The 16,853-nt window shown below is 62.4% G+C and carries 3 protein-coding genes; 1 reads left to right on the top strand and 2 read right to left on the bottom strand.

From position 1 onward, the window contains the following. Positions 1-28: 28 nt before the first annotated feature. Positions 29-14,908 carry a DUF5801 repeats-in-toxin domain-containing protein gene (locus ACS3WB_RS08540; RefSeq protein WP_438275138.1) on the top strand — a complete coding sequence of 4,960 codons (14,880 nt, stop codon included), beginning with the start codon at positions 29-31 and terminating at the stop codon, positions 14,906-14,908. 175 nt (positions 14,909-15,083) lie between these two features. Here ACS3WB_RS08540 and ACS3WB_RS08545 read toward each other — a convergent pair whose 3' ends face one another. Together ACS3WB_RS08545 and ACS3WB_RS08550 are read right to left on the bottom strand one after the other, a co-directional pair. After that, positions 15,084-15,503, bottom strand: a complete 420-nt coding sequence (locus tag ACS3WB_RS08545; RefSeq protein WP_438275236.1) for a hypothetical protein — start codon at positions 15,501-15,503, stop codon at positions 15,084-15,086. A gap of 189 nt (positions 15,504-15,692) precedes the next feature. After that, positions 15,693-16,769 carry a transglutaminase-like cysteine peptidase gene (locus ACS3WB_RS08550; protein ID WP_438275139.1) on the bottom strand — a complete coding sequence of 359 codons (1,077 nt, stop codon included), beginning with the start codon at positions 16,767-16,769 and terminating at the stop codon, positions 15,693-15,695. Positions 16,770-16,853 lie beyond the last annotated feature (84 nt).

Below are 16,853 nucleotides of genomic sequence, written 5' to 3' on the forward strand. Positions count from 1 at the left end.
GATTTGATTTTTTTTGAGGACAAGCGTCATGAACGGACCGTTCCACGTTGCGCAGGCGGATACTTCTGAAGCCGGCGGTGGCGGCGACAAGCAACATCCCCGGATCGTCAAGGTCACCAAGCCATACGGCGACCAGTCCGTCGTGGTGTCGCTGAGCTACGACGGAAGCGTCAGGGCGGACCTCTCGTCGATTGCGAGCGAAAAGATCACGCTGGTTCATATCGGCGAAAAGCTGATCATCCTGTTCGACAATCATTCGACGGTCACGCTCGAACCGTTCTTCGACAGCACCGGCAAGCCGCTGCATGACATCACCGTCGAAGTGGCGCCCGGCCGCGATATCACCAGCGCGGAATTCGCGACGCTGTTTCCGGTCACCGACGATCCGTCGGTGCTTCCGGCTGCTGGCAACGGCAATGGCGGCGGCGCGCAGGCGTCCGGCGCCAACTTCACGTCGGTCGGCATCGATCCGCTGGCTCCGGGTAATCCGATTCCGCTGCTTGGCCAGGAAGAACTGCCCAACTTCGTTATCAACGATATCCCGACGTCCGGATTCATCAACGACAGACCGAGGGCTCTCACCAACGATGCGCTGATCTTCGACGAAGACGGTCTTCCCGGCGGCAACAAGGGCGGCATCGGCGACTATGACCAGAGCGGCAACGGTCCCATCTTCGCGATGGGCACGCTCGCCCACGATTACCGTCACGACGCCGATGGCGCGCATGAGTCGACGCTGCTTCTCGGAACGGGAGCACCGAGCGGGTTCACCTACAAGCTGTCCGACGACGGTCTGGTCCTGACGGTCAGCCAGATACAGAACGGCAGCAGTGTCGACGTTCTGCGGATCACGCTGAGCGACCGCATCAGCGGTCAATACACGCTCCAGCAGCTTCACGCGATCGATCATGCTCCGGGCGGCAACGAGAACGACCAGGTCTTCACGTTCCGCTATCGCGTCACCGACAGCAACGGCGATACGGCCGACGGCTCGCTGAAGCTGACCGTCAACGACGACAGTCCGGTTACGACCAAAAACGAGTCGGTCACTTTCGATGAAGACGCGCTCGGCGGCAATCTCGGCGGGGTGGGCGATTACCACGAGGGCGATAACGGTCCGATCACCGCGACGGGGACGCTTTCGCACAGCTATGGCTCAGACGGTGCGGGCACGTTGTTGCTGAGCGCGAACGGCGCGCCGGAAGGATTCCACTACTCGATCAATTCCTCGGGGACGGTATTGACCGTCAGCCAGATGCAGAACGGCTCGTCGGTGGACGTTATCCAGGTCAGCCTGACCGATCGTTTCTCCGGCAACTATACCGTCAAACAACTGCACGCGATCCAGCACGAGTCGGGCCACGACGAAAACAATCAGGACTTCAACTTCACCTACGTCGTCACCGATCACGACGGCGACAGCGCCACCGGCACATTGTCGCTTACCGTCAACGACGACACGCCGACCATCGATGTCGGGGTGAATCAGAACTCGGAAGGCGGCCGTTGGACTCTGACGCTCGACGAGTCGATCGGCGGTGATCGCGGCGGCAACGGCAACGGAGCGAGCGACGACGTCGGTTCGAACAAGACGCCCGATCCCAGCGGAACCGATCCGATCGGCGAAGTGACGAGCCGGCAGTTCGATCTCGAAGATCTGTTCACGATCTCGAAGAGCGGCGGAGCGGACGGCGAGAAGTCGGTGACCTACGCCTATTCGCTATCGCTGTCCGGCGCGAGCGAAAACACCGGAGTCGCCACCACGCTTCGCGTGACGGACGGAGCCGCCCATTATCCGAACGATACCATCTATCTCTTCAAGGTCAGCGATACCGAGATCGTGGGCCGGGTCGGCAACGATCCCAATGGAGCCATCGCGCTGCGGATCACCCTGACCGATCCGGGCGACATCGACAACGGCAAGATCGTCATCGACCAGTACATGGCGATCGACCACGGTATCGACGGCAACGATTTCGATTCGACCCAGTTGCTGAAACTGGTCGGCGAGAATGCCAGCCTCGGCGTCACCCTGACGGGTGTCATCACTGATGGCGATAACGACCAGGCGACTTCCTCGGCGACGGCGGTTCTTGCAGATAACGAACACTCCCGCATCGCCATCGAGGATGACGGTCCGAGCGTGCGCGTGTCGATCGATCGGCATTTCGGGATCACGATCGACGAAACGCCGGGCAATCAGAACGATGACGTGACGGGTCCGCTGCATGTCTTCGACAGTGTTGCGAATCGGGGTGACGATCCGCACGAGCCGGGCCCGGTTCTGGCTTACGCGCGCAGCGACGGAGCGGCCGTCACGGTTTCCGCCGTGTTCGGCACCGACGGTCCGTGGCACGGAAGCGTTTCCCAGGCGACCTCATACGGGCTTTCGGTCATCAACGGTACCGATTCGGGCTTGGCCACGACAGAAGGGCGCGAAATCTTCCTGTTCAAGGAAGGCGACCTGATCGTCGGCCGCTACGATTCGCCCACCGACGGCAACACGACCGTCAACGGCAACGATCCAGCGGCTTTCGCGATCGCGATCGACCCGAACACGGGCGTCGTGTCGATCGTTCAGTACGTTTCGATCAAGCATCCGGACACGCATGACAACGACGATCGGGTGGCGCTGAACGGCAAAACGGTTTCCGTCGTTGTGACGGTGACGGACGGCGACGGCGACCAGGCGTCGGGCTCGGCGGATATTTCGACGGCGATCCACTTCGATGACGACGGTCCGAAGATAACGGGCCGCGCGATTTCCGAGACGGTCGACGAGGACGATATCAAAACTCCGTACGCCACGGGGACCAGTCCGAACGACGGCAACGGCGACGGATCCTACACCGACAGCCCGTCCGACAACGGATCGGGGCCGGCGGACGTGTTCGGCACGCTGGCCGGCCACGTCGATTTCGGCGCGGACGGCCCCGGCGCCAACGCCTATTCGTTCACGTCCAACGCGACCGCGGCGATGGCGGGTCTCAATCTGACGTCGCACGGCCAAAATTTGCACTACAGCGTCAGCGGCGACACGCTGACAGCCTACACAACGGGCGCCGGCGGCCATACGGTGTTCACGCTGACAGTCGATCACACGACCGGCAACTATGCCTTCAAGTTGTACGACTCGCTGGATCACGTGAATGCCAACGGCCAGAACACGACGCTGGAGACGGGCTCGCGGGATCTCGGCCAGATCGACTTCGGTTCGATTCTGAAGGCCACCGACGGCGACGGCGACAGCGTGACGCTGGCGGGTCAGTTCACGATCACGATCCGGGACGACGTTCCGGTCGCGCATGACGTCACGGCCCCGAAGGTTCTGGACGACGAGGCCCAGTCGCTATTCACCCCGACGAACAGCGGCGGAAACGGCGATGTCAGCCCGAACATCAATACGTTCTCGGGAGGCGACGGCAGCCTGTTCGCGCCGGGCGCTGACGGCATCAAGACCATCGCCTTCATGCCGCCGGACGACATCAGGGCCATCTACAAGCTCTCGAGTGGCCTGGCCGGCCAGGAAGGCGTCCACTACACGACCAGCACAAGCGGTGATCATACGATCCTGACCGCGATCGGCAATGTCTCCCACAACGTCGTGTTCACGCTCGATGTGGATTCCGACGGCTCCTACACGCTCAAGGTGAGCGAGCCGCTGGTTCATCCGACCAGCAGCACGACCGAGGAAAACCTGACGGTCGAGATCGGCTTCACCGTGACGGACCGCGATGGTGATCGCGATTCGGGTTCGCTGACCTTCAAGGTCAACGACGATACGCCGACCGTCGATGTCGACCGGGCGCATGACAGACGGGGCGACGACGTCACCCTGGGAACGCTCACGCTCGACGAGTCTATTCATCAGTTGCCGGGCGATACGAACGCCACCTCCGACAACGTCTCCGGCATCACCGGACCTGCGTATCCGTTCCTGACCGCGGCCGATCCCTCCAGAGCCATCGGTATCGTGTCGACCCCGACCTCGGGGCAGGGCACCTCGGTCGCCGGCCTTTTTGCCGTCGATGTCGATTTCGGTGCCGATGGTGCGAAAGCCGCCGCGGTCAAGGAATACGCGTTCACGCTCAGAAACGATTATGGTCAGGCGGTTTCAGCCGGCTCCATTCACGGCGTGGAAACCAATCTCGTCGTCACGGCGCTCGCGGGCACGTCGCTCGCCGGCCTGTCGGACAATGCGCGCACGATCTATCTGTTCAAGGAGGCCGACGGATCGATCGTCGGCCGGATCGGCGACAACCCGAACGGCCCCGTTGCGCTGCATATCGTGATCACCGATTCGGGCACCGGACCGAAGATGTCGGTCGAGCAGTACCTGCCGGTCGAACACGGCAATCACGGTTCGAGCGACGAATCCGCCTTCCTGACGTTCGATGATCGTGACGCCAGCCTCGGCATCACACTGACGGTGACCGCAACTGACGGCGACGGCGATGTCGCATCGGACTCGAAAACCGTCACGATCGCCGACTCGCGCACCTCGATCATCGAGATCCAGGACGACGGCCCGAGGATCACAAGCTTTTCGGCTTCGGGAACGGTAATCCAGGACGAAACGCCTGGCGTGACCGGTGCGGATCCGACCGCCTCGAACGACGTCGCAAGCTCCGGCCTGCCGGCGGGCGTTCTGACGCTGTTCGACGGCGTGGCGAACAAGGGCGTGGATACCGACGTCGCCAACGCGCTGAAGGAACACGGGGCCATCGGCTTCGCCACAAGCCAGGGATCGATCGTGCATGTCAGCGCCGATTTCGGCACCGACGGCGCCGCGATCAACAATTCGCAGGTGCTTTCTCTCGCGATCGCCGGTGGTAACGGTGCGGATTCCGGCCTGCAGACCACCGACGGGCACCGCATCTACCTGTTCATCGAGAACGGCCTGATCGTCGGCCGCTACGACGGAACCGATCCCGGTTCGAGCGTGACCAACGGCTCGTACGGTTCGTCCGTCGATCCGGCGGCATTCGCGGTCGCGCTCGGGCAGGATGGCACGATCAGCATCGCGCAATATGTCTCGCTGAAGAATCCGACGCCAGGTTCGAGCGATGCCGCTCACGATGAAGCTGCGAGCGGGCTGAGAAACATCCAGGCGACCGTGACCCTCACCGACGGTGACGGCGATCGCGTTTCGCAAACCATCAATATGAGCGGCAACATCGTTTTCCAGGACGACGGCCCGTCGCTCACCGTCACTGCACCGGCAGCGATCAACGGTCTCGACTTCGGCGACTTCGCGCTGAACGGCAATGCGTGGGGCACCGGCAGCGGCGTCGCCACCGGCACCAACGGCGGCTGGACGATTTCCGACGCCAATGACGGCCACAGCGCCAACCCGATCGGCAACACCGGCGGCGGCGCCGTGCAGCTCGAGCGCGTCGGCGACGGCTATCAGGGCATGCATTCGTCGAACAACGGCTACATGGTCGACCTCGACGCCTCGCCGCATGACGTCAAGATCAGCCAGATCGTCAACGGGCTTGTCACCGGACAGGTTTACGACCTGCGCTTCGAGGCCGGCGCGCCGTTCCCGAATTCGGCGCATCTGGAAATCTGGTTCGGCGGCGTCAGGATCGATGACTTCACGCCGAACGGTCAGATGACCGCCTACGACCTCAAGATCACTGGCGGCTCCGGCGACGGAAGCAACCTGCTTGAGTTCCGCGAGACCGGTGCGCCCGACAATCAGGGCACCTATCTGGCCAACGTGTCGGTCGGTCTTATCGTCATCGACGAAAGCGCCGGCAACCAGCCGAACACCAACGACGTCGTTTCCAACCATCTGTTCGACGCCGTCGCCCATAAGGGCGTCGATGCGGACATGACCGGCGGCCCGCAATTTGCGGCCGGCACTTCTCCCGTGGTCAACGTTGCGGCGAATTTCGGGGCTGATGGTCCGTTGAATGGCTCCGTAACGCAGGCGACGGTCTATTCGCTGAATACGACCAACAACACGGATTCAGGTCTTCAGACCACGTCCCAGCAACACATTTACCTGTTCAACGAGACTTATGGCGGAGTGACCTACGTCGTCGGCCGCTATGACTCTGACAATTCCGGTTCGGTCAGTAATGCGGGCTACGGCAGCGGCAGCGTTTCAGACGCCGCTGCATTCGCATTCCGCGTCGATCCCGCCACCGGCGTGCTTTCGCTGGTGCAGTATGTATCGCTGCATCAGTTCGACACCCTAAGCAACAACGAAGGCGTCTTCCTCAACGCCGGTTCGCTGTCGGTGAGCGTGACCATCACCGATGGCGACGGCGACACCGCGACCCGAAGCGCGGATATTTCTGCCAATGTCCGCTTCGACGACGACGGACCGCATGCCGACCTGGTTGCGACCTCGACGGCGCTGACGATCGACGAGACAGCCGGGCAGGACGCTTCCACCGACGATGTCGCCAATATCGCGGCTCACGCCGCCTTGTTCAGCAGCATTCCCGGCATGCCGATCGAGATCGCTCAAAGCCAGGCGGCTGTGGTGTCTGCAACGGGCACCATTTACGGCGCTGACGGGCAGGGCGTCGCGCCGGTCTTCGCGCTCAACCTGTCGGGCGGCAACGGCGTCGATTCAGGCCTGGATGCCACCGATGGCCGCAGTGTGTTCCTGTACAAGGAAGGCAATCTCATCGTCGGACGCGAGGGTACCTCGGGTGGCGATGCCGATTCGAACGGCAAGGTTGCATTCGCGATTTCGCTCGACAGTTCGACCGGCGTGCTGACCGTCGCGGAGTACATCGCGCTGTATCATCATAATCCGGCTGATCCGAACGAGGCCGCGTCGCCGCTGACGCTTGCCGACAATCTGATCCAGGCCTCCGTCACGGTGACGGACGGCGACGGCGACACGTCCGTCGCCTCCGTCGGAATCGGCCACCAGATTCATTTCCTTGACGACGGCCCGTCCGTCGCACCGGCGCCATTGAACCAGATCGTCAACGGCCAGTTCGTGGCAGGCGTCTGGAGCGATCCGGTCTGGTGGGGATCGATGTCGACCAGCGTCGACGGCTGGGCGATCGGGCCGTCGCCGACCGGCGGATATACCGTAGACCTCGAGCGCTCGCCGAGCGGCTATCTCGGCATGACGACATCGAACGGCGCCGAGATGGTGGACATGGGCAGTTCGCCCGGCAACGTCCAGATCACGCAGCAATTCAGCAGCCTGACCGCCGGTCAGACCTATGCGATCCAGTTCGAGGCCGGCGCGCCATTCCCGAAGACGGCGGAATTGCAGGTTCTCTGGAACGGTCAGGTCATCGGCACCATTCATCCGAGCGGACCGGGCGCGCTGACGTCGTACAACTATATCGTCACGGCGAATGGAACGTCCGATGCGCTGACGTTCCGTGAAATCGGCACAGGCAACGCGAAAATCGATCAGACGTGGGACGGCCACGATCTGATGACCGAAGATTATCACGGCACCTATCTGGCCAACGTCGGACTGGTCGCGGCCTATGTCGTCGATGAAGACGGTCTGGCCGCGGGCAATCATGATCTTCCCCTTCCGTCGGAAGGCGACGCGCCCGGAACGGCGACGTCGGTCACCGGCGATCTCCACATCAACTGGGGCGCCGACAATTACGACTCCTCGACGGCCGACACCTCCGATGCGAACCGCTTCTATCAAGACAGTAACGCCGGCGCGCTGATCGGCCGCAGCGTCACCTTCACCAGCGCCGACATCGGCGTTAGCGGCGGCCTCAACTCCACGTCCCTGACGTCGCATGGCGATTCCGTTGTCGTCACCCTCGACGATGCCGGAACGCATCTCGTCGGCACCGCGATCCATGACGGCGTCTCGCGCGTCGTCTTCGAAGTGTCGTTGTCCGACGACGGGACAGGCGCGTTCAAATTTACGCTGCACGACGCGCTCGATCACGCGCCGAACGGCTCCGAGAACGATATCAACATCACCTTCCATTTCACCGCGACGGATTCCGATGGCGACACCGCCACCGGCACCTTCATGGTCGGCGTCGACGATGACATGCCGGTTGCACTCGGCGGCAACGTCGATGCAGGCGCTGTTTATGAAGACGGCCTGTCGGACGGCAATCCGGAAACCGGACACACCGCGACGTCGGTGACCATCCATGCAGCCGATCTGGCTCATCTCGTCAATTTCGGCGCCGATGGTCCGGGCGGAATCGGCTTCAATCAGGCGGCCAACGGAACGTTGTCCGGCCTGACCTCCGACGGATCGGCGATCAGCTATCAGATCACGGGGAACACGCTGAGCGGCGTCAGCGCCGATAACCGGCTCATCTTCACGCTGGTCGACGACGGAGCGGGCAATTTCGTCTTCACGCTGCTCGACAATGTCGATCATCCGGCGAACGGCGACAGCGGGACGCTGACGTTCAATCTGGCGTCGCTGTTCGCTGCGACCGACGCCGACGGCGACAGCGTCGTGCTGACCGGCGGGGTCAACGTCACCATCGAGAACGACGTGCCGTTGGTGGCCACGCAGACCAATCTCATCGTCAACGGCAGCTTCGAGGACGGCCACGGCCTTTCCGGCGGCCAGTGGTCGATCTATCACACGCTGGACGGCGGCTGGACCACGGGCGCGGATGGCGTGCCTTTCGAGGTGCAGGTCGGCGGCCCCGGCGGCGTACCGGCGCAGGACGGCAGCGCTTTGGTCGAACTCGATTCAGATTTCACAGGCGGGAATCTGTCCGGAGACAACCACGTCAACACGACCGGTCACACCAACTCCACCGTTCAGCAGGTCATTTCCGGCACCGAAGCCGGACAGACCTACGAACTGACCTTCTGGTACGCGCCGCGCCCGAACGAGGGCAACGCCGACAGCGGCAGCATGGAAGTGCTCTGGAACGGTCAGGTCGTGAAGACGATCGATTCCTCCGGCATGACGCCGGGAGTGTGGCAGCAGATCACCGTATTCGTCGAAGGCACCGGCCCGGGCAACGAGCTAGGTTTCCACGCGATCGGCCAGGAGAATTCGCTCGGCGCGCTGATCGACAACGTCAGCCTGGTCGCGGCCGTGGTGGTGGACGAGGACGGACTGGCCGGGCCGAATGCGTTCGGCAATCATGATAGCCAGCCGGGCGATATCGACGTTCCCAATGCCGATCACGACGGCAACGAGGCTACCGCGACCGGGCTTCTCAACATCAAGTGGGGTGCCGACAGCGCCGACAACGGCGGCGCCGATAGCACGACGGGAACGTACGGCACGCTGGCCCAGGATCATCCTGGCGGTAACGGCAATCGCAGCGTCACTTTCGGCAGCAATCCGCTGGCCGCGTTCGGCGGAACGCTGACATCGGGGCACCTGACCTCGCATGGCGAGGAGATCCAGCTCTCGTTCAATGCCGATCACACTGTCCTGTACGGCACGGCGGGAACCGCGGGCGTGGATGCGCGCACCGTGTTCGAGGTGTCGCTGTCAGACGATGGATCGGGTTCGTTCCGCTTCGTTTTGCTGGATCAGCTCGATCACGCCGCTGGCCAGAACGAAAACAACATTGCGCTGTCGTTCAACTATGTCGCGACGGATTCCGACGGCGACCATGCATCGGGCACGTTCACGGTCGTGGTCAACGACGACGTTCCGGTTGCGCACGCCGATACGGGTTCGGTGACGGAAGGCGGGCAGCTCGTGGTCGCGGCCGCTAACGGCGTGCTGCACAACGATGCGCTCGGCGCGGACGGTGCCGGCAGCGGGGCCGTCGGCATCGAAGCTGGCGCGACCGCCGGCGGGACCAATGCGCAGGTCGGCTCCGGCGTGCATGGTACTCACGGCACGCTGACGCTGGGTGCCGATGGCCATTACAGCTATCAGCTCGACAGCGGCGTTGCGGAGTCGCTGGCGAAAGGCCAGACTCTGACGGATGTGTTCACCTACACGATGAGCGACGGCGACGGCGACACCTCGTCGGCGACGTTGACGCTGACGATCACCGGCACCAACCACACCCCGGAGATCACGGTGACGCCGACCGACCCTGTCGGCGGTCACAACCTTGTGGACGAGGCCGGGCTTTCGACCGGATCGAACGCGGCCGCGCCCAGCGAGTTCGCGCACGGCACCATCCACCTGGGGGATGCGGACGGGTTAGGCGATATCGCGGCGCTGACGGTGAGCCTCGGCGGGTCGTCCCAGCAGGTGAACATCGGTGACATCACCGGTCCAGGCACCCACACGTTCGACTTCACCAGCGGCGACGCGCACGGCACGCTGGTCATCAGCGGCTACGATGCCGGCACCGGCATCGCGAACTACACCTATACGCTGACGAAGCCGGTTCAGGACGCGGCGCCGAACAACGCCGACGACGTGGTCAGCCCCGGCGACACCTTCAAGTTGACGGTGACGGACGCCGGCGGCGCGACGGGCACGGCGAACCTCGTCATCGACATCAGGGACGACGTGCCGACGGCGCGCGGCGACATCGACTCGGTCGGAACCGGGACGTCGACGGACGGCAATGTCATTACCGGGGCCGACACGACGAGCGGTGCCCTGGGCATGGACACGTTGGGCGCGGATGGCGCGCACGTGTCTTCAGCCTATGGCAAGGACGGCGTGAGCTCGGCGAAGCCTGTCGGCACCGACACGGTGATCGATGGCGCGTACGGCCAGTTGAAGATTTCGTCGGACGGACACTACACCTATACCCGCACGTCAGGTTCGATGGGCGGCGTCGATGATGTCTTCAACTACACGCTGACGGACGGCGACGGCGACACATCGCCGGCGACGCTGACGGTCAGGATCGGCGATTCGACACCGACGATCGGGAGCAACTCGCCGGATGCGGGGGGCGATGCGGCGCGGGTCTATGAGGCGGGTCTTGCGTCGACAACGGCTGACAGGACGAACGAACCGGCGGGCTCGCATAGTGGCGAGTTGGCCTATCCGACGACAGCGGGCGGGACGATTGCATTCACGTCGGTGGACGGGGTCGGAGCGGTCAAACTGAACGCCACGTCGGTGTCCGCCGACTCGAGCCACCCGACGGTGATCCATGACGGGATGACGGGCGATCTGAGCGCCTGGTATTCGTACAACCCCACGACCGGGGTCGGGGCAATCCACTACAGCTACACGCTCCTGGACAACACGCTGGTCGATCCGTCGCCGCGGACTTTCAGCGTGGCGGTGACGGATTCCGACGGCGACGCCGCGCCTGCGGGCTCGCTGACGATCACCATCGTCGACGACGTGCCGCACGCGGTTGCAGGTTCTGCGCTGACCGTGCTGGAGACCGCGAGCGTTACCACTGGCGTCAATCTGCTGGCGAACGACGTACGGGGCGCCGACGGCGCTACGGTCACCGGCGTCAACTTCAACGACGGTACCGGCACCCATGCGATCGCCGCGAGCGGTATTACGACGCTGACAACCGTCAACGGCACTTACACGTTCCAGGCGGATGGCTCATGGACCTTCGATCCGGTGATCAATTCGGATAACTCGAACACCACCGGCAATTTTACCTATACGATCACGGACGGTGACGGCGATACGTCGTCTGCCCTGCAGACTGTCAACATCATCAACGCGAACACAAGTCCCACGGCCGGAAGCCAGTCGATCGTGGTCGATGAAGACGGCCTTGCGGGCGGGATCACCACCGCGCAGTCGGGCGATGTGGCCGGAGCGGTAACGACCGTTTCGGGAACATTGATCCACAACTACAACGGGGATGGAGCGGCGACTTCAAATGCCATCAGCTTCACCTCGACGGGAGCGGTGCTCGACAGTCTCGGTCATGCCGTGACGTCCGGCGGGGTGGCGTTGAGCTACTTCTATGACACGTCGTCTCATACGCTCTATGGCACGACAAATCCGACCAACCCGACGACAGCGGCGGCGAACGCGGCATTCAAGATCGTATTGACCGGGTCGGACCTGACGACGGGCAACTATATCTACACTGAACTCAAGCCGCTCGATCATCCGGGCCACGATGCCGATGGGAGGAATAACGGTCCTGAAACCTCTTACGAGGACAACCTGACGATCAATATCGGTTATCAGGTGAAAGACTCGAACGGCGACACGGCCAATGGAACGCTTTCTGTCGTTACCAATGACGATTCGCCTATGGCGACGCCGCAGACGAAAACTGTCGACGAAAACGCGACCGTCAACACCAACCTGCTGCTGATCCTCGATACATCCGGCAGCATGGGTTCCGGATATGCGTCCGGCGTGACCAATGCGACGAAACTGGATGTCCTCAAGGCGGCCGTGAACGAGCTGTTCGAGCAGTACGGCAACGAGGGCAACGTTGCCGTACGAATCGTCACATTCTCCGGCAGCGGCGTAACCCAGGGCAACGTCTGGCTATCGTTGGCGGACGCCAAGACCATCGTTAATGGTCTGTCCGCGAACGGCAGCACCAATTATGCCGACGCGATCAACGATGCGATGGACGCCTTTGCCTCAGCCGGCAAGCTGACCACCGGCAACGTCCAGAACGTGTCCTACTTCATCTCCGATGGCGCGCCGGATAACGGCAAAGGCGTCGCAAGCGAAAGCGACTGGACAAACTTCCTCATCAACAATCATATAACATCCTATGCCCTCGGTATCGGCGCGAACATATCGACCGGTCCGCTGGATCCGGTCGCCTATGACGGGGTGACTCATACGAACACCTCGTCCCAGGTCGTCACCGATCTCAATCAGCTCGCGCAGACGCTTGTCGGGATCGCGACCGATGTAACCGGCAATCTGGTGACGGGCGGCGCGCCTGCTGGCGGCTACGGCGCCGATGGTGGCCACCTGCAGTCGGTCACGATTGGAGGCGAGACCTACACCTACAATCCGGCATCGGGTGGATCGATCTCCGGCGGCACGCATGGCAACTTCAACGCGGGCACGCACACGCTGACGGTGACGCTTGCCAACGGGGGCAAGTTCGTCGTGACCATGGACACCGGCGCCTACACCTATACGCCGCCGGCCGTCATCAACAGCAACTTCGATGTTCCTGTCGGGTTTGTTCTCGTCGATAACGACGGGGATGCGGCGGGCAACACGCTGACGATCCACGTTAATAACGCCGACCGCGCTCCGATCGTGCGGGACGATCACGTGATCACCAATCTATATGGTGCTGCCGTGTCAATCGTTATTCCAGACTATGCATTGCTGTTCAATGACAAGGATGGCGATGGACAGACTATCGCGATCACCGGGGTCGGCGGTGCGAAGAGCGGGACCGTCAGTCAGGGCACCGGAGTTGTTACATTCACCGATGACGCCTTTAGCTCTAACGGCGGTTCTTTCATCTATACGGGAACGGCAGGTGGAAAGAGCGACACCGGTACGGTGACGGTGGATCGCGGACAAGCTGCTCATACCACTCTTGATGGAACCGGGCTCGCTGATATTTTGCTTGCACGTAATTTCGCGACCACATTGATGGGCTATGATGGCAACGACGTCCTCATCGGCGGCACGGGTAACGACACGCTCAATGGTGGGAAGGGTGCCGACCTGCTCGTTGGCGGCGACGGTTCCGATGTTTTCGCGTTCGAAGCGGGCGACAGTGTTCTGACCATCGGCGGCTCAGGGACATCCGGAACGATATCCGGCTACGATACGATCCGCGATTTTTCACCAGGCGCGACCGCGGGGGCTAGCGAAAAGATATCTTACTCAAGTATCCAACTCGCAGCCAATCAGATGAGTGTCGACGGAGCGAATTCAACCCTGCTGCTCCACACCAATGCGGTAGTCGCATCCCATCACATTTCCAGCGGCATCATTACCTTCGATGACGCGAACGCCTTCACTACAGCGGTCCAGTTGACGTCGATGTCGGATGTTGCGGCAGTCACCCAATATCTGCAGGGCGTCGATCTCGGCGGGAATGGTCGGACCGTGGCGTTCGAGGCAACGCTTGCCGGAATAGACCATACCTTTGTCTTCATTCAGGGAAGCAATGACAGCAACGATGTCCTGATCGATCTCTACAAGGTCAATGCGACGAGTATCTCGGCCAGCGGCGGTCAGCTAAGTGTGCTGGGCACGGTCGATGCCGATCCCATCGTGCTCGATCTCGATCACAACGGCTTCAGCTTCACTTCGCATGAGAATGGCGTTCAATTCGACATCAACCACGACGGAGCCAAAGACCAAGTTGCCTGGACCAACGGGCACGACGGTCTGCTGGCGGTTGACGTCAACGGCAACGGCAAGATCGACGATGGCAGCGAACTGTTTACGCCGGGCTTCGCGGGCGGGCATTTCGCCGACGGGCTTGCGGCGCTGGCCAGCCTCGACAGTAATCATGACGGCATTATCGACGCAGCCGATCATGATTTCGCCAGGCTGATGGTCTGGCAAGACGTCAACCATAATGGCGTCAGCGACGCGGGCGAACTGAAGGGGCTTGCCGACCTCGGCATTCTCAGCATCGATCTTGCGACCATGCCGGGAACGCCGATTGACGGCCAGTCGGTACCCGCGCTCGGCACGTTCACCTACGCGGACGGCTCGAAGGGTTCGTACGTCGAGGTTGATCTGGACACGTCTCTAGGTGAGGTCACGGACGATCATCACGCACACACGCAAACCGGAACCGATGGCGTTGCCGACACCTTCGCGCTCGCCACCACCGAGACGGCAGACACGATCCTGCACTACAACTTTGCCGATGGTGATAAGCTCGACCTGTCCGCGCTGCTCGATACCAACTTTGGGCCGTCAAGCAGCCCGTCGGATTTCGTCAAGCTGACGCAGCAGGGGACCGATGTTCACGTCCAGGTCGATACCAACGGCCCGGCGGGCGGCGCGCACTTCGTCGATGTCGCAGTGCTGTCGAACTATTCGATGAGCAACGCTGATATCGTGAACGCGGTCTTCGCGGGCCAGGAGCATCAGCTTCACGTCACGACGACCTGATCGCGTCGTCCGAATGCGAAAAATCCGCCGGACGATCTCCGGCGGATTTTTTAATCCTCGGCCTCATTTCCGGGCATTCACGTGTCTTTCGAATTTATCGAAAGACGTTCCATCAAGACGTCCGCTTAAACACGAATCGCCTGGCGCGCGCAGGACAGATCAATCCAATGGGGCTCTAAATCTTCTGCCCGCCCTTGCCGCCGCCGACCGTGATACTGATGCGCTGGATTTCGGTGCGGCCCGCCGGATACTTGACCTCGAGGGTGGCGCTGTCGACGCCGGCGAAATCAGGTTTCGATTTGTAGAAGGCGACGAAGCCGGGCACCTCGAGCGCGAGACACTGCTTGTAGTTGGTGGCCGTCACCTTGCCGCGCTTGATCGTCAGCGTTCCGTTGGCGGGCGGAGCGAGCAGGCGGATGGCAGGCAGCGCGCCGCTTGTGCAGTCCGGCCTGACATTGAGATAGAGGCCGACCTGGATGTTGGCGGCGGCCGGTCCTTTGGCTGTCCGTTCGACGGTGGCTGTCTGAGCCGATGCCGAGGTCATCAGCGCGAGAGCCAATGTAAAACTCGTGCCGAATGCCGCCAGCGAGATCATGCCGTCTGGAGTGGCGCGGGGTTTCGATATCAAGGGACGCACACCATGCAAGCCGGATTTTTCGCGGGCGGATCACCGCCGCACGATAACGTGCCAGACTGGATAGCATGAAAGCGTCTGCCGTGCAGCCAGGATGACACTCCGTCATCGGAACGAACCTGGCTGAACAGGCCGCCGGTTCCGCGATGATCAGAGTTGAAGCGTGAGCCCGGCGCCCGCTTGCCCTGAAACGCCCGGCATCTCCGGTCTGTCGAAATCTGTCATCCGGAACGCCGCGAGCGGCGCGGCCGGATTGCCTGCCTTGGAGATGTCGGCGCTATCCGCCGCGGGCAGCATCGCTTTTGCGCTGCGATCGTGTTGGGTCAGATAGGGCGAGGCAAACAGGCTGATGCCGTTGGCGTTGAGCGCGTACATCGGCGTCAGATAGCCTGCCTCGCTATCGGTTGCGAGCGCCGAACGGCGATTGTCGAGTATGACCCAGCCATCGCGATCTTTCACTGCGAGTACGGCATGATCCTCGCGGACCGATCGGTCGCGCACCAGCAAAATGCGAAGGTCCTGTTCGGCTGTGCCGGTTTCCCGGAGCAGCGCGTATTTGGCGATCGCATAGTCCTCGCAGTCGCCGCGGCCGCTGCGAAGCGAGGCGAGGGGAGCAGACCATACGTCGGGCACGCCGTATTGCGCGAGGTCGCTGGTGTAGAGAATCGCGCGATTGACGAGCCGGTTCACCGTTTCCAGACGGGCCCGGCCGTCATGCGTCTTCGCTTCCGCGATTAGCGCCACGAAGCGGGTGGCAGCAGGCGTGCAGGCGACTGGATCGCTCCGGCAGGCTGCGACGGCGCGCATCTCGGTATCGAACTCGCCCTTCAGCGCGCGCCATTTGCGCCACAGCACGCCTTCAGGCGCCCTGAACGTAAACAGCCCGAACGGTTCGGCCGACACCGTGGTTGGCGACACCGTGCCGGGGGCATCCGAGGCAACGGTCTCGCCGGAGGTCGAAGCGACGCGAACGGTCTGCTCGGGCGGAGCCTTGCCGTCCAGCCTTGCCAGAACGCCGTTGATCGAGAAGAAGCGCGCGCCACTGGTTCGCGGCGTCGGCGCAGGCTTGGGCGGCTCCAGCATCGATGGCGTAATCAGGTCATCGAAGATGTGCGTCTTGAGCCTGTCTTTCCTTGCAGCGAGGCTCTCCTGCGTCGTACCGGCCAGAATCGTGAGGCTGAAAAATGCGCCCGCGACGACAACGCGGCACGTGAGTCCGAACAACATACGACGCCCCAGTTTTCCGGGATCGTCGGTCGGCTGAAGCCGATCCTCGTCCCGTGTTTGGGACGATCAATAGTTGTGCGCAGC

The sequence above is a fragment of the Nitrobacter sp. genome, assembly GCF_051535215.1.
In the GTDB taxonomy this organism is placed as follows: domain Bacteria; phylum Pseudomonadota; class Alphaproteobacteria; order Rhizobiales; family Xanthobacteraceae; genus Nitrobacter.